Origin of the sequence: Plebeiibacterium marinum (assembly GCF_026013615.1) — a bacterium.
Classification (GTDB): domain Bacteria; phylum Bacteroidota; class Bacteroidia; order Bacteroidales; family Marinilabiliaceae; genus Saccharicrinis; species Saccharicrinis marinus_A.
In genome coordinates this window covers 1-24,582 of record NZ_JAPDPI010000027.1, presented here as the reverse complement: position 1 = coordinate 24,582, position 24,582 = coordinate 1, and the positions used below count along the sequence as shown (strand labels likewise).

Annotated in this window: 11 protein-coding genes; 1 reads left to right on the top strand and 10 read right to left on the bottom strand. The window is 38.0% G+C overall.

Going from position 1 to position 24,582, the window contains the following annotated elements; all coding sequences use genetic code 11:
• Positions 1-8: 8 nt before the first annotated feature.
• From OM074_RS13400 to OM074_RS13355, 10 genes are all read right to left on the bottom strand, one after another.
• Complete coding sequence (locus OM074_RS13400; protein ID WP_301200237.1) at positions 9-1,433, bottom strand: sialate O-acetylesterase; 1,425 nt, start codon at positions 1,431-1,433, stop codon at positions 9-11.
• Positions 1,434-1,703: 270 nt separating this feature from the next.
• Positions 1,704-3,149 (bottom strand): glycoside hydrolase family 28 protein, encoded by a 1,446-nt coding sequence (locus tag OM074_RS13395; RefSeq protein WP_301200235.1) that lies wholly within the window; start codon positions 3,147-3,149, stop codon positions 1,704-1,706.
• Positions 3,150-3,202: 53 nt separating this feature from the next.
• A complete protein-coding gene (locus OM074_RS13390) occupies positions 3,203-5,395 on the bottom strand; it encodes a hypothetical protein (protein WP_301200233.1) in 2,193 nt (730 codons plus the stop codon).
• Positions 5,396-5,519: 124 nt separating this feature from the next.
• Positions 5,520-9,605 carry a hybrid sensor histidine kinase/response regulator transcription factor gene (locus tag OM074_RS13385; protein ID WP_301200231.1) on the bottom strand — a complete coding sequence of 1,362 codons (4,086 nt, stop codon included), beginning with the start codon at positions 9,603-9,605 and terminating at the stop codon, positions 5,520-5,522.
• Positions 9,606-9,671: 66 nt separating this feature from the next.
• Positions 9,672-11,849 (bottom strand): glycoside hydrolase family 3 C-terminal domain-containing protein, encoded by a 2,178-nt coding sequence (locus OM074_RS13380; protein WP_301200229.1) that lies wholly within the window; start codon positions 11,847-11,849, stop codon positions 9,672-9,674.
• A gap of 9 nt (positions 11,850-11,858) precedes the next feature.
• Complete coding sequence (locus tag OM074_RS13375) at positions 11,859-14,720, bottom strand: TIM-barrel domain-containing protein (protein ID WP_301200227.1); 2,862 nt, start codon at positions 14,718-14,720, stop codon at positions 11,859-11,861.
• Positions 14,721-14,731: 11 nt separating this feature from the next.
• Positions 14,732-16,411: a cellulase family glycosylhydrolase gene (locus OM074_RS13370; protein WP_301200225.1), complete on the bottom strand. Its 1,680-nt coding sequence runs from the start codon at positions 16,409-16,411 to the stop codon at positions 14,732-14,734.
• Positions 16,412-16,536: 125 nt separating this feature from the next.
• On the bottom strand, positions 16,537-18,567 hold the full coding sequence (locus OM074_RS13365; protein ID WP_301200224.1) for a hypothetical protein: 2,031 nt from the start codon (positions 18,565-18,567) through the stop codon (positions 16,537-16,539).
• Positions 18,568-18,584: 17 nt separating this feature from the next.
• On the bottom strand, positions 18,585-20,219 hold the full coding sequence (locus OM074_RS13360; RefSeq protein ID WP_301200222.1) for a RagB/SusD family nutrient uptake outer membrane protein: 1,635 nt from the start codon (positions 20,217-20,219) through the stop codon (positions 18,585-18,587).
• A 19-nt stretch (positions 20,220-20,238) separates the two neighbouring features.
• Positions 20,239-23,436, bottom strand: a complete 3,198-nt coding sequence (locus tag OM074_RS13355; RefSeq protein ID WP_301200220.1) for a SusC/RagA family TonB-linked outer membrane protein — start codon at positions 23,434-23,436, stop codon at positions 20,239-20,241.
• A gap of 265 nt (positions 23,437-23,701) precedes the next feature.
• Here OM074_RS13355 and OM074_RS13350 point away from each other — a divergent pair, with 265 nt between their 5' ends.
• Positions 23,702-24,148: a hypothetical protein gene (locus tag OM074_RS13350; protein ID WP_301200218.1), complete on the top strand. Its 447-nt coding sequence runs from the start codon at positions 23,702-23,704 to the stop codon at positions 24,146-24,148.
• Positions 24,149-24,582 lie beyond the last annotated feature (434 nt).

Sequence of the window (24,582 nt, the reverse complement as noted above, 5' to 3'; positions counted from 1 at the left end):
AAAGTTTTTTACAGTGAGTGCTTAACATTACGCCACTCTAGCGTAGTAAAACCTGATGCAGGCAGATTGTATTTGTTAAATAAATTTGGAGTAGCTGCATTGGTCCATGCAAAGCGCACATGTACCGGGCGAGATACTTTACCTGAACTCACTACTACTTTTCCCTGCTTAATAACAGCCTTAGCCGGGTACCATTGAAGATCTTCCCCGGCAAGTTCAAACATTGTCAGTTTTTTATCTGAGCAGTATAAACCATCACTGTAATCAAATAAAACCTCTATCTTATTTTCTTTGATCAGGTAATCCTTAAACAGAGGTCCGGATACAGGATACTCCTCGTAACCATATGTTTTATTTAATGCGACTTGAGCAAAGCGTTTACCTGCATCTATTTTTTTGCGTGGATGAATATCTGTTGTATCCCCTATGTCACTTAATACCACCATGGCCGAATTGGAAATTCTATCCAGTGCTCTCCGCTGTGCATCACGAACTTTAACCCCATCATCATTTTGATAATGCATAAACGGTGCTATTTGCGCATAATAAAAATCAAACTCTGTATTGAATTTATCCCGCCAGGTTTTAACCAATAATTCCAGCATATCGGTATAGACATAAGCATTATCCACATTGGCTTCACCCTGATACCACAGCACTCCTTTTATTGAAAATGGCAACAAGGGTGCAATCATTGCATTATACGTATATGCTACTTCGTTAGGTGCCCATGCAAAATGAGGCAGTTTATTGGCTGCATCGTTCAGCTTTTTTCTTGATCTTATTTCATATTCAGGAATCCAGGCTTCGATAGGTGTACCGCCCCAATTTGAACTGATTAAACCCACAGGACAATTCAGTTTTTTATTGAGCTCTTTACCAAAAAAGTATCCTATAGCACTGAATGGACGCATGGTTTCCGGTGTACATTTCACCCATTGTCCATCCAGATCAATACAGGGATATGGTGAACTTTTCCATACAACATGAAACAATCGTATTTCATTATTTTCGGCTTCCCGGGCTGCTTCTTCTCCATTAATGATACCATGATCAACAGACCATTCCATGTTAGACTGACCAGAACACAACCAGACTTCACCCATCAAAACATCTTTGATTTCAACTTTGTTATAGCCCTGAATGGCTATTTCATGTGTTTCTCCGGCTGATGGCGTTTGCAGGCTTACTGACCAGTTTCCATTTTGAGTAACTACGGTATGTAAAGTATCGGCCGACCAGCTTGTTTTCACCTTTACACCTTCCAAAGGCTTTCCCCACCCCCAAAGTTTCACTTCGGCATTTTGTTGCATAACCATATGGTTTCCAAAAATGGCCGGCAATGAAATATTTGCCCGGACTCCCGAACAACTAATTACCAATAAAAGTCCTAAAACTAAACTGCTTTTTGTTTTTCGCGATTTTATTTTCATTTATCTACAGATTGATTGTTGATAAACAAAAATAGAGTGAAAATAAATCTGTAAGCTTAAAATATGTTTACATATAGGTATCGATTTGTTAACTAAGAAGGAAAATCACTTAGATATTTACTTACTGTTAATAGTATATACAAGTGACAGATCCCGGCCTTCCCTTATCTCTTTCTTTTTAATAGAAGAACAAAGGCAGACCGGGATCTGGTTTCTTATTACCTGTTTGATGAAGCCGTGCTATAGGTGTGATTTTAGGATAATATGCTGCTATTTTATTTTTACTTTGCTATTGTTTTCCATTTCTACTTTTGAATCTTTTGTCCCTGACACAGAAAATTTATTAAAAATCCAGTCTTTTGCGTAAGATATCTTTCCGGCTTCCTCACCTGAAAAGCTAACGTTAGTAAAACTAAAATTATCTATAGTGCTCTCCTCTAATCCTGTAACCTTAATACAAGTATTTGCATTGATGGCTTCTACATTTTCAAAGTGAATATTCCTAAACTTTGGTAACCCGTCTTCAGGATCAACTTTCTCTAAAAGTTTTTTCCAGTGAACAGGCAGATCCTCATAAACATAGCCTTCTGGCAGCAGTGAATTACTATATTTTGGATGCCAGTTCAAATTTACCACAAACGGATCCCTTACTCCATCCATTTTAACATTATATATATAGATGTTTTCGATGGTTCCACCCCGTTGCGATGTACTCTTAAATCGCAAACCATATTTGGTACCCAATCCCTGCATATTGTATATCAACACATTTTTAATACCTCCAGAGGTTTCACTACCACAGGTAAACAAACCATCTCCATGTCCTGCAATACAATCTCTAATCACTATATACTGACAAGGTTTATTCACCCTTAAACCATCAGCATCGCGTCCGGCTTTCAGGCAAAAATTATCATCATTACAATTCACATAACAACCTTCCACTAAAACTCTCTCAGAAGAGTCTATATCAATCCCATCGGTGCTTGGCCCCCGTGCTTCTATATTATTGTTAATGGTCATTCCCTTAACCGTTATATATTCGGAGTACAAGATATGAACAGACCAAAAGCCCGGACGATAAAGCACAACATCCTGTAATGTAACATCTTTTGAATTTTCTATGATTATACCCCTCGGGCGCTTACAATCATAATCAACCACCCAACGCAAACCTTTGGGATCATATTCCTTACGCATGGCCCTGTATTTATCCCAAAACACTTTTCCGTCACCGTCTATAACCCCATCACCTGTTACTGCAACATTTTGCTGACCAATAATATTAATCAGTGCCGCCGGCCAGGTCATTTCAATTCCAGCCACCCGGCCAGGAATCTCTTTATAATCTTTAATATCCTGACTCCCAACAATCCTTACCCCTTTGGGAATATCAAGAATTACATTGGACTTTAAGAACACAGATCCAGTGAGATAAATCCCGGTTTCAAACCTTACAACCCCACCTCCGTTTTCAGAACACGCATCAATAGCTGCCTGAATAGCTTCAGTACACATCGTAATTCCATCACCAACAGCACCAAAATCAGCCGGGTTATAATCCACACCTCTTGAAGATGGTATGGTGCGTGCCCCCACATCTTTAATCCAACCGCAGGCTGAAAAATCCGGATCAAACGTCTTTACTTTTTGAGCATTAGTCACAAAAAAGACAAAACACAAAAACACCAACAATAATACATTTCTAAAATTCATATCTAACACCTTTATATTCTTACTCTATTATACTTTCCTTACTATTCTTTAATTTACGGCATCGGCTTTAATCCTTCCCATTTCACATCCCATGTTCCATCTTTGGGAAATCCCGGGTTTTCAACCACATTACCATCCCAACCGGCACACATCATGGCAACAGCTGTAAGCAAACCTCCGTTTCCAGGTAAATACACCCTTAAACGGCTATCCTGATAATTATGGCCATTTACCAAATAAGTATTGGTCCTTTTATCCATCATCAAGGCACCAACTGCCTTATCCGGCTCTCCAATACGGGCTGCACACATTGCTGTCATCGGATAATCCCATCCCCAGGTTTTCTCCCAGTTCCAGTTACCCCAAATCCATTGCAAGGTATTCTTCATATAATCAGGACGGACCAATCTGCATTGAGGAAGGATGCCCAAAGCTCCCAAAACAGCAGGATGGTCAGAGGTAAACCTAATATCCTCATAAGTATCTATGGCATCCTCGGCGGCCAGGTACAAACCATCCTTTGACGCCAAAGAAGAAAGTTTTTGAATCAATTCATCCCAATTGGCATCCCTTCCTTTCGCGGCTCTTTCTCTCCATTTTTGAGCAACATCTAAAGCATAATACCAGTACGACAATTCAAAAGGTGGGTTAATGGTTTCTGACGCCCTCAGGGTTTCCTGTGCCGGGATGAGTCCTTTTAACACATACCGTTTTTCAACTTCGTTATATGTTGCAAAAGATGCCATAAACTTTGCCGTTTCTTCAACCAGATCACCATATTTATTAATAACCTCAATCGATGGATGGTTACGATATACCAGTTCAGCCATATAGATAAAATGAGGCTGTTGCCAGATTAAAAATGAACCCGTGGACGATGGAGCTTCTTTTGCTGATGGATCAGTCATTTTCATCCATCGGACACCTTCAAATCCCTGCCTTTGAGCAATGGATTTAGCCACAGGACAGGCTTTGGAATACCAATCTAAACTACGTTCCAATAATTCAATATGGTTCCATAATGCAAAATGTACAGCATGCCACCAGTGCATTTCCAGGTGGAACTTACCAAACCAACTGTTATACGTCAGTCCTGTTTCCTGAGGCGGAATATTTCCTGCACATTGAATAGCCATTAAATATTGCGATAAAACAACACGTCGTTCCAGTTCAGAAGCCCTCTCATCTGTACATCCTGAAAAATCAATAATCCCTCCTTCTTTCCAAAAAGATTGCCAGTAATTCGATGCTGTTTGCATTACATCAGGCAGGGGAAGCTCGTTTTTTTCAGGGGTCTTATCAAAAAATGCACAAGTAAACTCAAAATGAACAGATTCAGGATCCAGAACAAAGTAATGTGGCGCCTTTTCTTTTAGTGTTGCTTTACCTCTCCATTGTAGCTTAACAAAATAAACATCACCATCCAATGTTCGTTTGAACAGGCAATAACCGTTACCTTCCTCAACAATCTCTGTTTTGTGTTTATTAGTAGAATTCCAATCCGATGCATCATCAGAGTGCATACCTGTTGGGTATGGGAATTTAAGATTAACTTTTAACCGATCCTTTGCTATAAGCGGAGATAAAATGTCTGCTTTAACCATATCAACATTCGGGTCGCAAGCTGTTTTAACCGAAACGGAGTCGCCATCAATAGTATAATTACTTTCTATGGTCCCATCCCAAAGATGGAGTTTTTGCTGAATATCTTTAATTCCACTTTGATCTACCTGATTACCCTTGGAATTCATAATCTCTAATCCCACATAGCCTAAATGTAATCGATGTGGATTACACCTATAATAATCGGCTGCATAATGTTTCCTGTCTTTTTCTTTAAACTGAACGGAATAAACTTCATTGTGCCCCCTGAAATTGAAAGCCTTTAAAGTTTCCTCAAATTGATACCCTTCCGGATTTGGAAATGAATGCCACCCCCACTGAGCTTGTGTCCCCAATGGAACTCCATTTTTATATAATTCAGGATATGACTGCAAACCGGTTGCATCTACTGTCATGGCAAAATTACCATTGCCAACTGACAAAGAACTTAATGAGTCGAACCGGGATACTACGGGACTGTTTCTGTCTACAACCTCAAAGCGGTCAATTTCATCCCGATCTTCAGTTTTACATGCAAACAGTATAGTGCACATAAACGCAATCCAAATAACATATATTTTCATGCCCAAAATTTGCTTTACATTATCAAAAACCAAACACGGGATATTAGAATCCCAATGCATGATTAAAGATATTGCTATGGATAGCGATTACGATTTAATACTGTTCAAATCACTGTAATATTGTACAGCATTAATTACGATGTGGTTTACTGAAGCCTTTTAAGCCAGGAAAGTTACTGATTCTCTATTGTTTATTTCTTTTAATATAGGCAGTGGGCAACATACCATATTCTTCTTTAAAATATTTACTAAACAGCCTTGGACTGTTAAATCCAACTTCATATGCTACTTCAGCTATTTGCATTTGACTCTTATCAAGCAGTTGAGCACCTCGTTTAAGCCTGATGATACGTATGAATTCTATAGGTGACTTACCGGTAATAGACAGCAGTTTTTTATACAGGTAAACACGGCTCATTCCAAGTTTTTTACTCATATCCTCCACCGAAAACTCACCATCTGAGATGTTTTTCTCTACCAATGCAACAGCCTTCTTTATCAGTTTTTCATCCATAGAGGTTATTTGTACATCGCCAGGCTTTATATCTACAGTTTTCTGAAACTGTTTTTGCATTTTAACCCTTTTCTCAATAAGCTTGGTAACCCTAAGCAACAGCAACTCCATGTTAAACGGTTTGGTAATATAATCGTCAGCTCCAATTTCCAAACCCTTAATTTTATCTTCATCTGCTGTTCGGGCAGTTAATAAGATGAGAGGAATATGCGAAGTGCGAATATCATTACGAAGCATCTGGCACAGTTCAAGTCCATCAACATTGGGCATCATCACATCGCTTATGATTAAATCAGGCATAACCTTATGTACCATATCAAAACCTATCTTTCCGTCCGGAGCTTCATGAACCACAAAGCGATCCTGCAAGGTTTCTTTCATAAAAGTCCGGAAATCAAGATTATCCTCTACCAATAATATAATGGGATTTTCTGTAGTTGATTTCACTTCTGCAATTGAATCAGACTCCCCTTCTGTTTGTATTTCCACTTCATCAATCGGTTCCGAATTTTCCCCTATTACAACGGGCAATGAAACAACAAACTTTGTCCCCCTGCCTTCATCACTTGTAAAACTTATGGTACCATTGTGCAACTGAACCATTTCGCGAGCCAGGTTAAGACCTATCCCACTTCCCGAAAGCCCCATTTTTTTATTGTTCTCTGACTGGTAGAAGCGAACAAATATTTTATCCTGATCTTCTTTTTTTATACCAATACCATTGTCCGAAACCGTGATATACACATTGTTTTCAACCTCATCCATATCTACCTCAACCATCACTTTCCCATTTTCAGGGGTAAACTTTACAGCATTCGACAACAGGTTCATAACCACTTTTTGTAATTTGTCCTTATCAAAGTAAAGCATTAGCTGTTCTGCGCCACTTTTAAACACAAACTCAATATTTTTTTTAGCAAATGCATCCTGAAAGTTATCACTTACCTTTTGTAAAAAGCTAACAATATTCCCATATGAAGGATTATATTTTAAGCCATGCAGCTCTAACTTACGGAAATCAAGAAGCTGATTGACCAAATCCAGTAGCTGACGGGCATTGCTATCTATAATTTTTAGCAACTGGTGCTCTTTTTGCGTTGTAACAAGTTCAAGCAGTTTATGCAAAGGGGTAAGGATCAATGTAAGTGGCGTACGAAACTCGTGGCTGATATTTGTAAGAAACCGTAGTTTCATTTCATCCATTTCGTGATTCCGTTTTGTCTGTATCCGTTCCTGTTCCAGTTCAAACTTTATTTTTTGCCTTTTTAACATGGAATAACGGTAATAAACCAAAGACAAAAGAATAAGAACAATATACAATATATAAGCCCAGGGGGTTGCATAGAATGGTGGTAACACTTTTATATGTAGCTGAGCATATTCTTCGTTCCAGATTCCATCATTATTGGAGGCCTTTACCATAAAAGAATAATCCCCGGCATTTAGATTGGTATAGGTAACTTTTTGTTGTGAATTCTCAAGCATCAACCAATCTTCGTTAAACCCCTGTAGTTTATATTGATACCTGTTTTTTTCAGGAATAAAGAACTCCAAAGCTGTAAAATCAATGGAAAAAACATTCATGGAATGCTTTATGGTAATCTGGTCTGTAGAAGTAACTGAACGTTCCAGAAGTTTTACATTTCGGATTTTTGAATCAGGCACAACTTTCTGATTATACACCTGAAAGTCAGTAAAAACAACCTGAGGCAAGACTTTATTATACTTAATATCCGTTGGCTGAAATAAATTAAAACCATTTGCCCCTCCGAATATCAACTCGTTTTTTTTGGTTTTATAACTTGCATTAGGATTAAACTCCTTGCCTTGCAAACCATCTTCTTCTGCATAATCATAAATGGAAAACGAACATTCATTTCCCGGCAGCAGCTCATTGACAACTATCTGACTAAGACCGGTGGATTTGCTCACCCATATTTTATGTGAATTATCTTCTTCAATACAGTTTATTATATCCTGAGGCAACCCATCAACCTCAGTAAAGCACTTAAAGAAATCATCATCGGGATCAAAAACATACAATCCTTCGCGGGTAGCCACCCACAACAGACCTCTCGAATCTTCAAAAACATCATATACTGTTTTATTTCCAATAGGATAAGATTTCACCCTATTGTCGCTTGGATGATGCTTATATCTCTGTTCCTCAACATCATAAAAAATGATCCCATTTGAAGTGCCTATAAACAAATTGCCATTTGATAGCTTACATATCTTATATATTGAATTATTAGATGGGGTAATTGTGCCTTTATTAGGCAAGGGGTTGAATGAATCTGTTTGATAATTATAAACTAAAATACCTCCACCAAGAGTCCCCACTAACACCTGCCGGTTATCATCCTCCAGGATTGACCATATATTATTATTGGTTAATCCATACCCCGGCGACACGCCACCCTGATAACGCTTAAAACGGGTTCCATCAAAACGGTTTATCCCACCGGCAAAAGTACCTACCCAAAGCTCATCCCTTGAAGTAATAAACACACTCACAACCACGTTACTGCTCAATGAAAAAGGATCACCTTTGTCGTGTTTGTAGGTTGTATAAGTGTTCCTTACCCTATCAAAGTATATTAAACCTCCTCCATTGGTCCCAATCCACAAGTTTCCCTTTTTATCTTCAATAAAACAATTTACATCACTAAAAGGAATGCTTTTATCATCAGATAGCACGTGCATATAATGTGGAAATTTATGTATGCTTTCGTGGTAATAACTTAAACCGGTTTTATATGTCCCTATCCAGATAATGTTATTATTATCCATATAAAGATCGGTAATTGAGTTTTGGGCAATACTTTTAGGATTGCCTGATTGATGATATATTTTTGTGATTTCGCCAGAGTATTTGTTCAGAACATCAATTCCTCCATGATCGGTACCTATCCAGATCAGGCCCTTATCATCCTGGATTATTTTTTTAATAATGTTACTGGTTAGCTTTACAGGATTGCTATCTATTGAATAATGCTTCCAGTTTTTGGTTAAGTTATTAAAATGATATACCCCATTGTTGTTCCCGTAAAACCAAATATCTTTCTCAGCATCAATAAAAAACTGAGCACTTAAGCTATCCGGTCCTAGTTTGCCAGAAAGAAAACTATCGCTGAACTCTAAGCGGAAAGTTGAATCATCATAACTTTCAACTTCTCCATTATTATATAAGTAATAAAAGCTATTGTTGACATGGACAAAATCTATTACAAAAAATCCCGGTTTCCTTGCCGGAAGAAAAACATTTTTAACAGAACAATCCCGGCTGTCATATTTTTCATAATATAAATGGTCATACAACTTTATCCACAATTGCTTATTGCTGTCACTATAAACTTTTTCGATACTGCCATCCTGCAAATCAATTCCCAGGTAGTTATCAACATTACGATAAAACTTTTCCTTTTGTATATCATAAACATTGTATCCCCCCATGGTTTCAACCCAAAGATTCCCTTTGAAATCTTCCTGAATATCGATCACATAATTATCTATAACTGAAGTGGTATCTGAGGCATTATGCTTATAGTTCACAAATGAAATGCCGTCATAGCGACTTAGTCCGCCCACCGTACCAATCCAAATAAAACCTCTTGAATCTTTTAAAACACAGTTTATCTGATTATTTACCAATCCATCAGCATTGTTAACTTGCAGAAACGAATATTGCTTTTGAGCAGATACGTTCAAAAGCAAAACAAAGAGCAAAATAAATGTGGATTGTACTTTCTTCATGTGTGAAATAACTGTGCCAATATTATCAATTAAAAAAGGGATAGCTTTTACTATCCCTTCAAAATACTAATTTATATTTATTTTTTGCTTATAAATGATATTATCTGATGAATTTCCGACATAAATGGTATATGAGCCTTTTTCCAGGTTCCAGTCATGAATGTTTTCATCATAAAATTTCAATGCTTCTACAGGGATTTCCATCTCAACATTTTCATATTCTCCTGCTTTGAGATATATTTTTTTAAATCCTTTTAATTCTTTTAAAGCACGTTTAATTTTCGATTTAGTTTTGCCTATATATATCTGCACCACTTCAGCACCCTTGGTTTTTCCAGAGTTTGTTACAGTACATCCAATCTTTATGGTATCATCAGATGTATATACCTTTTTATCTGATTTAATATTTGAAATATCAAAACTTGTATACGACAGGCCGTAACCAAAAGCAAACGCAGGTTTTATTTTTTTTGTATCATGCCATCTGTATCCAACCAAAATATCCTCTTTATAATATTGATTGATGCTATCTCCCGGATATGATGATTCACCATAATAGTGGGCGGCATTATCTTTTAGCTTAACAGGGTAAGAAAACGGAAGTTTACCCGATGGAGTAACATCTCCGGAAAGGATATCGGCCAGGGCATTACCTGCTTCGCTACCGTTATACCAACATTGAATCAATCCCTGAATATCCGACAGCCAAGGCATTTCGACAGCATTGCCACTTACGAGTACAATACCTGTATTGGTGTTTGCTGCCAAAATTTTACTGATCAACTCATCCTGCCCAAAAGGCAATTTAAATTGCTTTCTATCATCACCTTCACAGTCCTGATGGTGGTTTTTATTTAATCCGCCCACATACAATACCAAATCGGCTTCTGAAGCCACTTTAACAGCTGCGTTCACCAAAGAATCTGCGTCAAGGCTTGATGGTATCACCCTTCCGTATGCCGATGGCCCTGATGCATACCCCATAGAATAAAGTACGGTAGCATTACTGAAACGACTTTTTATGCCATCAAGTGGAGATATTTCATATTTTGCCTTTAATTCCGAAGATCCTCCTCCTACTGTGAGCGAACGGGTAGCATTTTCACCAATGACTGCAATGGTCATTTTCTTATCGGCGTTAAGCGGGAAAAACTGATTTTCGTTTTTCAAGAGAACAATACCATCTGCAGCTACTTTTCTGGCCACTGCAGAATGCGCTTCGTTGTTGGCACATCCAAATTTTCGGGCAGGATCCATATTGGTACGTAGCATTAAACGAAGGATACGACGGACTTTGTCATTTAATACAGCTTCTTCAATCTCTCCTTCTTTTAGCAATTTCAGGAACGGTTTTGCCAGGTAATAATTATCATAAGCCAAATCAATGGATGAAGTTAACCCGTTTGTCCATGATCCCATTTCAATATCCAGACCATACAATGCCGCTTCTTTAGTATCATGTGCACTTCCCCAGTCTGAAACAACTACGCCATCAAATCCCCAATCTCCTTTTAAAATATCGTTCATGAGCATTTTATTATGGGTTGTATGCTGTCCACGGAACTGGTTGTAAGCTCCCATAATAGACCAAACACCTGCCTGTTGCACTGCCGCTTTAAAGGCCGGCAAATATATTTCATGCAAAGCACGGTCGCTGACTTCTACGTTAATATGTCCACGCCAATGTTCCTGGTTATTTAATACATAATGCTTTACACAGGCCGCCACACCATTAGACTGCACACCTTTTACATATGGCACAACCATAACAGATGCCAACTTCGGATCTTCGCCCATATATTCAAAGTTACGCCCATTTAATGGGGTGCGGTAAATATTTACACCCGGCCCCAATAAAATGTCTTTCTTACGATAACGCGCTTCTTCTCCAACAGCAACACCATATTGGTATGATAAATCAGGATTAAAAGTGGCCGCTAAACACGTTAATGCAGGAAAAGCGGTGATGGAATCATTAGTCCAGCCGGCATATCCCCAGTTATCCCAATTAATTTCTCCCCTCACACCATGTGGGCCATCCGACATCCATATCTCAGGAATACCCAGGCGGGGTACGCCTGGTGAACTGAACTTGGATTGCGCATGACACATGGCCACTTTTTCTTCCAAAGTTAGCCGGGCTAAAATTTCATCAATCCGTTTTTCAATATCTTGTTTACCTTGAGCCTTTATGCCAAAGACTGCCACAATTAGTATTACTAAACTTAAACTAAATCGATTCATAATTATCTGTTATTGCAATTTAACCTGAACAGGATCTCCTGAATACTTAACCACCTGGCCTTTGAAGCCATCAAAATTGAAACCTACTTTATTTTTTTCAGATGCAAATACGATTTCGAAATCCCGTTCTTTAAGCATCCCCTCAAAATCGCCTTTACGCTCACCTATTGTTAATACACCATCTTGTTGCGACCATGAAATTGGAATAGTAGCATAATTCCCTTTTTCATAATTATAGTTAAGCCCCTCATCTTCGTATATTTCAAATTTCCCATCAGCACCAGTATAAACTACTAATTTAACCATTCCATCCAATTTTTCGTCGGTATATTCAATTTCGGGGCCTACTGGTAAAATCGAACCTGCCTTAATATACATTGGCATTCTTTCGTAAGGAGCTTTTGCTGTTATAGTCTGTCCTCCTTGTAAATAATCCCCGTTATCAGCATTATACCAATTGGAACCCTGTGGCAAATATACCCCGCGCTCACGTGCTTTATATTCATAAACCGGACAAACCATTAAAGATGGCCCAAACATATACTGGTCATCAATATTCTCGACCTGTGTGTCACTGCCAAAATCCATAACCAATGCACGCATGATGGTATAATCATTAAAGTAAACCTGTCCTGCCAGCGAGTATATATAAGGCATTAAACGATAGCGCAGTTTATTGTAATAAACAATACTCTTATATGCCTTATGGCTTTGGGGTGCAATATGCCACACCTCCCTGTACGGAAATTGTCCGTGAGCCCTGTAAAGAGGAACAAAAGTTCCAAACTGGTACCATCGGGTATTTAGTTCCCGCCATTCATTTTGATCTTCACTGCCCTCTTTAGCAGTTTCATAACGTTTCTCAACACAAAAGCCACCAATATCCATGGTCCAATACGGAATGCCGGATAAGGCAAAGTTCATACCTGCGGTAATCTGCGCTTTCATATCCTCCCAACGGGTACCAATATCACCACTCCATGTAGCAGTTGCATAACGTTGTAAACCGGCAAATCCTGAACGTGTTAACAAAAACACCCTTTTATTCGGATCCACGTTTCGTTGTCCCTTATAAATGGCATCTGCATTCATTAATGCATAAGTATTAAAAAACTCTGTGGATGAGCCAATAGCTGTTGGCCCGCATAACTCTTTTCGATACTCCATACTTGCATTTGACAAAACATCCGGTTCCGAGGCATCCATCCACCAGGCATCCATTCCATACTTATAGATGTTATCTTTCATTTGTTCCCAAAACAAATCTCGTGCACCCTGACTATATGGATCATAAAAAGAACCAATATATCCTTTCCCGATCCAATCACGAATACTGTCCTCTATAGCCTTTTGGTAAATATATCCTTTGGCATTCAACTCCTTGTAATTATCAGTATTGTGATAAAATTTAGGCCAGACAGAAATCATACACCGTGCATTCATGCTATGGATGTCGTCCATCATTTTTTGCGGATCGGAGAAGCGCGCCGGGTCAAATTTATGGCTTCCCCACTGATCTTCTTCCCAGTACGACCAATCCTGCACAATATTATCGATGGGAATATGGCGCTTACGGAACTCGGCTAAAGTACCCACAATCTCATCCTGTGTTTTATAACGCTCGCGGCTTTGCCAAAAACCATAAGCCCAGCGAGGCAATATGGTAGCTTTACCTGTTAACTTTCGGTACCCGCTGATAATCTTATCCATATTATCGCCATGGATAAAATAGTAATCAAGTTCCTGCCCCATTTCTGACCATAAAGCCAGTTTTCCCTGATCGTTTGTGGAGCGCGGACTCAAAGCTTTTAATCCTATGTAGGATATCCCACCATCCGGTTTCCAGTCTAATTTAATTGGTACGCGTTCCCCTTTTTCTAACTCAACAGTAAACTTATATGTATTAGGATTCCATGCGGTACGCCAGCGTTCCTTCACCACTTCTTTTCTATCTACCTCAACTCTTGTATAACCTGCGTAATACAATTTAAAATGATAAATACCAGACTCTTGTGCTTCAATTTCGCCTTCCCATACAATTTCCGAATTATTGAAGGGAAAACCCTGGGGAAATTTCTTTACTGTTTCCAAATGCTCATAATCAATTTCCGACTCATCTTTTTGGGCAAATATTCTTCCCGAAGCCGTTATATAAGTAGCAGACAAACCACCTTCTTTACCATCTTTGTTGTACAATTTAAATTGCGACAACTGATCATACTCCCCGGGATTTCCAAAACGTGTGAGCGAATAGTTATCCCAAAGAATACCATAGTTTTTATTGGACACTACAAACGGCACAGACACTTTTGTATTGTATTGATATAATTCCTCGTTTTTACCTTTGTAATTCCACTCATCACTCTGATGCTGCCCTAATCCATAAAATGCTTCATCTTCAGGCGATTCAAATACCTGTTTAAAAGTATATCCTTCATATCCGTCAACTGATATGGGGGTAAACTTTTTATGCCCTCCTGCTTCTTCTTTTAATAATTTGTTTCCGTCCTTGTCAAAAAACGATACCGCTCCGGTTTGTAATGAAGCTTTAACCAACAACTTACCTGTTGTAATATGCAGCATGCCATCTTTTTCAATAACATTATAGTCTGCCTGTGCATCTTTTTGCTCTACCAGAATTAAACTTTCCCGTTTTCGCAAATCCTCTTCCGGTGTAGCCGTTACCCGAACAATATCATCAGAAACAACCTGTATTTTTATTGTTTTTGCATCTTCAGAACCCACATTTAACGGCCTTATCAGTATGCCGTCCTGTCTGTTCTCATATCCGGTTTTGGAGCAGGAAACTGCCACAAACCCAATGACAACAAAAATACAAAACCCTTTTATCCAACATTTTAACTTTTCCATTATATTTTGTTTTATTTATATACGTTTACTATGGCCTCAATGGCATCCGTATGAACAGGTTCACCTGTTGCGCGGTTAAATAGCCCGGAAGCATTTTTGGTAGTATATCCATTATCCCAATAAAAAGTGGTTATCCCTTTTGCTTTTGCCACTTCATTTATTTTTTTGTGATAATAATTACGGGATTCTTCATGTAAGGCCTGAGCTTCCTCAGACATATCACCCCGAAGCATGGCTGAATATTCGCCAATAATTACAGGTATATCATTATCAATATACTTTGTTTTTAATTTTTGAAATTGCGCCTCCAGGTAATCTTCCTGTCCCCAGTTAGAAACATCTGCATACCCTTGGCCCCATTGTGTATTAAATACATCATCAGTTTTTATGGTAAAATCATAGGGATCGTAATAATGTACTTCAAGGATCAGGCGGTTATCAACCACATCAACTGGCATTGTGTTTAAATTTATCCCATGATCAATAACTGTGTTATAGGTCTGAACCACCAGGTTACGGTATGCATTTTTACCACCTGTAGCCCTGACTGCATCCACAAAGGTTTGAACATACGACTCCTGAACCTCTATATTTTCATTTGAAGGAGTATTATAGTCTTTGCGCACTTCATTTGTTCCGGCAAAAAGCAAGTGCTCATCATAATCGCGAAAATAAACAGCAATCTGCTTCCATAATATTTCCTGTTTCCTGTTTACTTCGTCCTGATATTCATACATAGGATGTTCTTCGAGCCAGCCGCCATCCCAGTGTATATTAAGGATGGTGTACATCTGATTATCTACGCAGTAATCTACTACTTCTTTAACGCGGGCTAACCATTCATCTTTAATTTTGTAATTGGTTTGGTCTTCCAGATAACTGTCCCAGGCACAAGGGATACGGATTGCATTAAAACCGGCATCCTTAATCCCATCGATGAGTTGTTTAGAAACGACAGGATTGCCCCATAGGGTTTCACCTCCGGGAACTTCCATAGAATTTCCGATATTCCAGCCCACTATCATTTTTGATGCCAATGTCATCGCATCACTTTCCACCCCTGTTTCATCTGCCGGGATGCTGATATCTATTCCGGACTGCTTAATAACTGCTGTTTCGGTAATATCATTTAAAGTAAAAGTAATATTACCCTGGCGGCTTAAAGTGGTATTATTGGCTTCCACTTTAAAGGTCAGGATTGAGTCGGCAACCGACTTCAGTGATTTTTGGGAGATCCAGTCCACATCAATTTCAACATTAAAATCGTCAGAAATCTGCATACTAACATCCACATCCCCTCCATCAGAAAGTATGTTAAAAGAAGCCTGGTTAAGAGCCAGAAGGTAATCCTGATTTTGACTGACGGTTAAGGTTTTGCTTAAATCACCAGCTTTTACGGTAACTACTGATTCCCTGGTTTCATAAGAAGTATTCTCTGATGAAGTGATCGTGATGGCATTAGTCCCTGCAAAACCAGATAAAGGCATTACCGTACACCACGTTTCAGAACTTTCAATACTCCAATCGACATTACTTTTAATATGAAAGGTTTTACTCTCGCCAGCCTTTGATAAATCAAACCTATCTACAGAAAGCACCAGCTCAGGTATTGTTGTTGTTTCATCCTTTGAGCACCCTCCAAAAAACATTACCCCAATCCATATGGAGAATAATATGTGGTGTAGTTTCATTGTGTTTATTATTTATATATCTGTATGTTGTTCAAAAAACAATTTGGAACGGCTCTGCACCACAAAACCCTCATACAGAACCGTTCCGAAACTCTTAAAATAGAACTTATTTATTTTATATTTATCTAGTTTTCAGGGACAAAAACATATGCCATACCAAAAGCATCCTCTCCAGATCTTTCTGCATCCCGCATAGCTTTTAGTATCAAAACATTATTCTCTATTTTATAAATATCTAAATCACCCCAATTCAAAACATAATAATCTGTTGTCCACGGATGAACTGCTCCTACAGTCATCAACAGCTTATTGTTATCAATATCAATACTCCATGATCCCGTAAGCGAAACAACTTCTTCTGAATCCAGAACATCACCCTCTTCAGGAGACCCATGACGTTCCTTTGTTTCTCCGGTATCACCATCTACATAAGTATAAACACGTTTACGCTGATTCACAGTTACTGTACCATCCATGTTGAACTGCATGGTGCCATAATCTACTCCGGCCTCTCCTGAAGCATAATGTTCTCCTGCCTGAGGATTCCATGCCCAGGTTGAAAAATCTGAAAAGATTACAGGACCTTGCTCAGCTCCCCAGCTAGTAGCTACATCATAAGTTCTTTCCGAATCTAATTTCCAAACTTGCGAAGTAAGTATCTCTTTAATAGCAAGAGATGCATCTTCTCCACCTCCACCGACTTCCGGTATCAGTTTATAGCACATATATTCAGGTTTATCTGCTGCCAGAGCACCAACCCACATACCAGAAACCGCTCCTAAGGCATCTTTTTCTATAGACAAGATACGCCATTGGTTTTCGGCTGTAGTTGACAGGTTAACCATTGAACAAATATTAAATTCCGGCTTCACTCCTGTGAAAGTATATATTCCTTTTTCATCTAACTCATATGTTCCTTCCGATTCAGTTCCATCCGGCAATATCATAGCCACTGAATTATTTGAGGCATTTATTGTTAACGAAAAATCAGCGTAGGTAGCAGGAACATCAGCATTCATACCAGTCCAGTCAGCATAAGTATCAGCAGACACCCAGCCTTCGTTCATTAATGAACCATCCAGGTTTGCCCAATTAAATGGGGTTTCCGAAGACAGAACCCACTTGATTGAAGTTGAAGTTACAGTTGATATATCGTCTTGCCAACCTTCAGGTAGTTCGGGTTCAGGATCACCTTCTTCTTCCGGAGTCCAGTTATCTCTAAAATCTTTTGAAATATAATTGTAGCAAGCTCCTTCAGGAACTACTAAAATTTGAAGAAAATCTTCAGAAGCATATAAAATACGGAACTCTGTTGCTGAAGTCACCCCGGCATCTCTGTTTTCGTCATGCACCGGTAAAGCATCAGTAAACTTAATGGTATGCTTTTCTGTATCCAACATGTAAGATCCATTCTGAACAGCTCCTCCACCAATAGTTGTGGAATAAGCTGTTTGATCTACTGTTAAGTTAGCCCCTCCAATCAAATCAAAAGTCATCGTACCAAAATCAGCAGCATCGCACATCCATTGGTTCCCTGCCCAATCTGCAGACCAATACCACACAGCTTCACCACTCTCCTGCAGGTTTGGAAGAATAGCACTTTTAGCATCCCAAACATCAGCATCAATATAGTTATCTCCTGCTGCATTATGCAAGTTATCCCATTCATAAGTATCAGTAAAAAACCAGATAGGACTACCAAAAAAGCGAGATGTTTGTTCCCCATCGAGATCTAAGTACCAGGTTTTAGATTTGCCCTGCCCTCCTGAAATTAAAGTCCAAAGTTCATCTTCAATAAAACCGGCATACATTTGGTCCACATCAAAAGTAACCGTTTCGCCGTATACATATCCACCGCGTGTTTGAACTCCAAATCGCACTTCATAAGTTCCTGCAAAAGGAATTTTCAGCGTAACCACTTTATCCTGGCTTCTCCCTTGTGGATGATTCCATAGAGGTGTATATTCCGACCCCATTAAACTTGTTAAGTAAACAATATTTGGGTTCTCGCTATCATGGGTGATGGTATAAGCAATTCCTTCAACCAGTTCTTCTGGCTGAATATCCGTATCACCCAAGCTGTATTCATCAGGAGTACATGCTCCAACTAAGAATACTATTAATATAAATGATAATATATTATTCAAATGTTTCATTGTCGTTTAATTTAAAATTATTCCCAACCGGCATTTTGTTTCAACACTCCATCAGATAAGGTAATCTGAGTATTTGGAATCTGCATAAAACCTTGAGTCGTGGTAATGTTACCAGCATCAATGGTTACCTCATCTTCAGCATTTCCACTCAATACTGCATAATTTGAAACAGCAATGGCAGATGCAGCTACAGAAACTCCCTGACGAAGTAAATCCCAATATCTTAAACCTTCAAACGCAAACTCAAAACGACGCTCATCCAATAAATTCTCTTTACTAACTGTTTTAGTTGTTAATCCAGCTCTTGTTCTTACCTGATCATAATACGATTGAGCATTTGAGCTACCTAGCTCAGCAGCCATTAACAACACATCAGCATAACGAATTACAATAAAATCCTGATATTGTGAATGTTGAAAATTACCATCTCCAAGTCCTTCTAATACTGTGGTTCCGTCAGGCAAACACATTGGTGTATACTTTTTATTAGAATATCCAGTGTATTCACGTTGATCTTTAAAATCAAATGTGGCATCAATACCTTCTCCAACAATGTCAATGACAGATGCTTTTTTACGTGCATCATTAGAGTCATAGTCTTTAAAAAGTTCCGGGTTAACTGTACATGCTCCCCATCCTTTACCATAAGGTGAAAAGTTTGTATTACGCATTCCCATCATAACTAACCAGCGGTTTCCATCAAGATTTCCATTATAATCCTGTGTATAATTAAATTTTTGAGTAAATACAGCTTCTTTATTTCCTCTTCCGGCCCATGTTGTTTCAAGCGTATTACTTTCAACATCAGGTACTGAAGATGCAGCTTCCCATAAATTTTTATATTCTTCAACCAGCCCAAATCCACCTTGGCTAATCACATTTTCGAGACCTGCTAATACATACGCATTATCAACAATTCCTTCAATATTTGATTGTCCGTAATAACCTGTATAGAATAAAAATACTCTTCCCAAAAGTGCTTTAGCAGCCCATTGAGTTACTCTGCCATCGTTTTCGGCAGCCCACTCTGGTGAATAAGCCGGTGAATCAAGATTTTCTGATGCAAATTTTAAATCTTCAGCGATCAATTTATAAACAGCAGCAGGTTCCGACTGAGGAATATTATCAGTTGAAGGCTCTGTTAGCAGAGGGATTCTATTAAATAACCGTACTAAATCAAAGTACAATTTAGCTCTTAAAAAACGGGTTTCACCTTCAATTCTAACCTGATCTTCTTCTTTTCCTTCCCAATTCATTTCAGCCATCTTTTGAAGTAACTTATTACATCTGAAAATACCTGCGTAATAATCGCTCCATGTACCGTTGAAAATATTGTTATCGGAAGGAGATTGCGATATATCAAATCTATCAAGAACCTGAGCATCTCTTCCATCAGTATTACCGGTACCTCCAAAGCAGTTGTCCGATAAAATTTCAGAAGTTACATAAAACGACTGATTTCCATTTGAGGTAGTTACCTGATAACCATCGTAACATCCAACAAGAGCCATTTCAAAATCTTCTACAGTTTTGTAGTAGTTACTATCAAAAATTGATGTTTCCGGTTCTACGTCAAGGTATGATTCGCTACAAGAAAACATCCCTAAACTCAGAACTCCTATTGCTAATATATTTTGTTTTAACTTGTTCATAAGAATAATATTTTACTCATTAAAATTTAAGATTTACTCCAACCAAATAAGTTCTTGGACGAGGATAATATCCCAAATCAATACCTGATACCCAGCTTGATGTACCATATCCAATTTCAGGATCCATACCATTATACTTTGTGAAAGTAAAAGCATTTTGTACTGCAGCATAAACTCTGCACTGACTTAATGGCGACCATTTAATCAGTTTACTAAAATCATAACCTACAGCCACATTGCTGATCCTTAAAAAGTCTCCATCCTGAAGATATAAGTCAGAGAATTGCCAGTTAATATTAGTTTCTGTAACCCTTGGCATTTTATTAGAAGTTCCCACGCCTGTCCAACGATCTAAAATAGCTGTGGTATAGTTGGCTTGTTTATTAGAGTGGTTACGGTAAGACTGTACTATTTTATTTCCGATAACGCCATTTGCTGTTACTGAAAAATCAAAGTTTTTATATCCCAGATTTAAGTTAAGACCGTAAGTAATATCCGGAATACCTGATCCTAAATCTACTTTATCATCAGCATTAATAACACCATCTTGTTTCTGATCTACAAATTTCACATCTCCAGGTTTTACATTTGATTGTAAAATTCCATTTCCTGCAGCTTTCCAGTTTTCAATATCTTCATAGCTTTGGAAAATACCTGCTGTTTCATATCCCCAGAAGTATCCAATTTCATAACCATTTTGAGCTCTGTAAAATTCCTCACTGTTATCATACAACATGTTGGTTGAACCGTGAATAATTCCATCTTCTGTAGGAATGCTTCCTACTTCGTTTTTATTGTAAGCTCCATTAACTCCAATTGAATAAGTAAAATCTCCAATATTATCGTTCCATGAAAGCGCTAATTCAATACCTGTGTTTTTAACATCACCACCATTAATATAAGGTGCTCCTGCTCCTGCGGTAGCTAAAATGGGTGCCTGTACTAACCAATCCTTAGTTGTTTTAATATAAAAATCACCATTAACACCTAATCTGCTGTTTAAAAAGTAAGCATCAAAACCAATATTAGTTTGTTCTGAAGTTTCCCATTTAACATTTAGATTTGATAAACGACTTGGGTATGATCCCGGAGTATTTACCAATGAAGTTCCAAATACATAATTTGCAGCAGGGTCACTGGATGAATAACTTGTAGAAGTATTCATTGGTGAAGCATATTGGAAATCTGAAATATTCTGGTTACCAACTTGTCCCCAACTTACTCTTAATTTTAAGAAGTTCATCCATGAAGAAACACTTTGCATAAACGATTCGTTGCTTACCACCCATCCGGCAGAAGCTGATGGGAAATATCCCCAACGGTTTCCGTCAGCAAATTTTGAAGATGCATCAGCTCTTAAAGTGGCATTAAACATATATTTCTCTTTATAATTATATGCTAAACGCCCGAAATATGATAATCTACGCGATTTTACAGATGGGCCACCTCCAACTCCTTTTGTTTCCACAACGCCGGTTGCATTACCATCTTCATCTTTTTGTAATGTAGCCTGGCCGGAGGTATTATCAATATATGCATGTGCAAAATCATCAAACTGACTTAGTAAATTCCAGTTAGAAGCTGAAAGATTTGTTCCCTGATAACGAATGGCTTCCATACCTGCTAAAACATCAAATTTATGACCGCCTTCTAATTCAAAATTATAGCTGGCTGTATTAGTCCATGTCATGGTATGACCTTTACTCATACTCTGAGATACAGATGTATGGTCATTATTGTAGGCATAAATAGAAAACTGATATAAAGGGCTATAACTTCTGTACTCGTTGGCATAGTAATTAAAACCAAACAGAGTTTTCACCTTTAAGTTTTTAATGGGCTCTAATTCAGCATATACATCACCTAAAAGTTTTTGACCATCATTTTCGTTATTTGTATTGGTCATCATAGATCCATAAGGATTACCATCTCCTTTATACCACAAGGAGTTTGATGTATCGTTATAAGGACTATCATAAATATTATTATCACTGTAAACCGGAGCTAACGGTGAGGTTGTAAATGCACCTCTTAAAGTATTGTTGTATTGGTTACCTACACTAATACCGTTGTTTTTAATGTAGTTAAAATTTAAATGTTGCCCTACTTTTAATACATTATCATATAATTTATGCTCTGTATTAATTCTGAAACCATATCGCTCATAATTTGAAACATCCGGTCCTCCCACAATACCTTCCTGTCCTGTATAATTCATTGACATGGCATAAACAGAACTTTCTGTACCTCCATTAATACCTAAAGAATAATTTTGTGTAACTGCATCGTCATAAAACATTTGGTTAACCCAATCCGTATTAGCAGCACCATCAAAAACACTGGCGTCATATAATGCAGATCCTGAATTTAATGCCTGTTCCTGCATAATAGTAATATACTCTTCTCTATTAAGCATGTTGGTAGTACTCATTACATTTTGCACACCATAATAAGCATCAAAAACAACCTGAGCAGATCCTGCTTTACCTTGTTTTGTAGTTACCAAAACCACACCGTTAGCTGCCTGTGAACCGTAAATTGCAGCTGAGGCCGCATCTTTCAATACATCGATACTTTGAATATCGCTGGCATTCAATGTTGAAATATCTCCCTGTACACCATCAATAATGTAAAGAGGGCCTGAATTACCAACCGTTCCTAAACCACGAATAGTTACTTTCATATCAGCTCCCGGCTGACCTGAAGTGGAAGAAATATTAACCCCGGGAGTTTGTCCCTGCATTGCCTGAAGCGGACTTGTGGTATTTTGCTTTTGAATTTGGTCACCTTTAACCTGAACTGTAGCTCCGGTAACTAATTTCTTTTGCTGAACACCATAACCAACAACCACAACTTCATCAAATTCTGATACATCCTCCTGCAAAGTAATATTTAAACTAACCTGATCGGTAATTAATACTTCCTGCATTTTAAATCCTATAAATGAAAACAAAAGCACTTCATTTTCATTTACTTTAATTGAAAAGCCTCCATCAATATTAGTTACCGTTCCATTGGTTGTTCCTTTAACAATAACATTAACCCCGGGAATTGGCATCCCATCTGTTGCAGAAACAACAGTCCCATTCAAAGTCCTTTCAGTTTGCCCCCAGGCAGACGTTGTTAACAATAACATCAATACAATTCCTGTATAGAATAAATACTGCCGTATATCCCTAAAAACAGAAATTTCTTTTTTGATTTTTCTTACATTCATAGAATTATGATTTTAAATAAACTGAACTGATTTAACTCTATGCAAATGTATTTGATGTGTCAGCTAAGCGTGTTAAATATTGTTTTGCATATGGGCAAGAATGTTAACACAGCTGTAAGATTTGATGTTATTATATGTAACATTTGTTAAGCCGCTCACTCTCTACACCACTGTACTACTGCACATTACAATATTTTTAACTTTTTTTTTAAGAATAACAGCCCCATCCTTAGCATTGGGCTTTGAAATAAGGACTGCTTCTCCGTTGACAAGGTTACTAAATGATGTTTTTTTACCTGCTTCTCCGGTGACAAGATTGCTAAATGACGGTTTTTTACCTGCTTCTCCGGTGACAAGGTTACTAAATGATGGTTTTTTACCTGCTTCTCCGTTGACAAGGTTGCTAAATGACGGTTTTTTACCTGCCTTGCCGTTGACAAGGTTACTAAATGACGGTTTTTTACCTGCCTTGCCGTTGACAAGGTTACTAAATGATGGTTTTTTACCTGCCTCTCCGGTGACAGGATTGCTAAATGATGGTTTTTTACCTACTTCTACGTTGACAAGGTTGCTAAATGACGGTTTTTTACCTGCCTTGCCGATGACAAGATTGCTAAATGATGGTTTTTTACCCGCCTTGCCGATGACAAGATTGCTAAATGATGGTTTTTTACCTGCTTCTCCGTTGACAAGATTGCTAAATGATAGTTAAATCAGGATAATACACACAAATATAATGCAAATCTTTTAAAGTCATGGGAATCAATCTTCCCCTGGGCAGGGGGAAGTACCACATCAAAGATGGGGGGAAGGGGGTATGATTCATAAAATCTTGTCTATTTTATTAAAACAACTATTGGCTTCATTAAAAAAAACAGACCCTAATTAATAACAGATCGTTAGATTTTAGATAAGAGATAAGAGATAAGAGACTTTTTTGCAGGATGCTTAAAATAAGATTTTTACCTAACTTAAGTTGACTTTATTAAATATCTCATATTCTTACACTTATAAAAAAATTAACGAACTATTGTTTATTATACTCAATGTCATATTCTTTTAGGAAAATTAGATACTCATATTTAAAAGACAGGCTTTTGTAATGTCTTTCTTCAAAAATGAATGAGCTGTCCCTACAGGACGTTG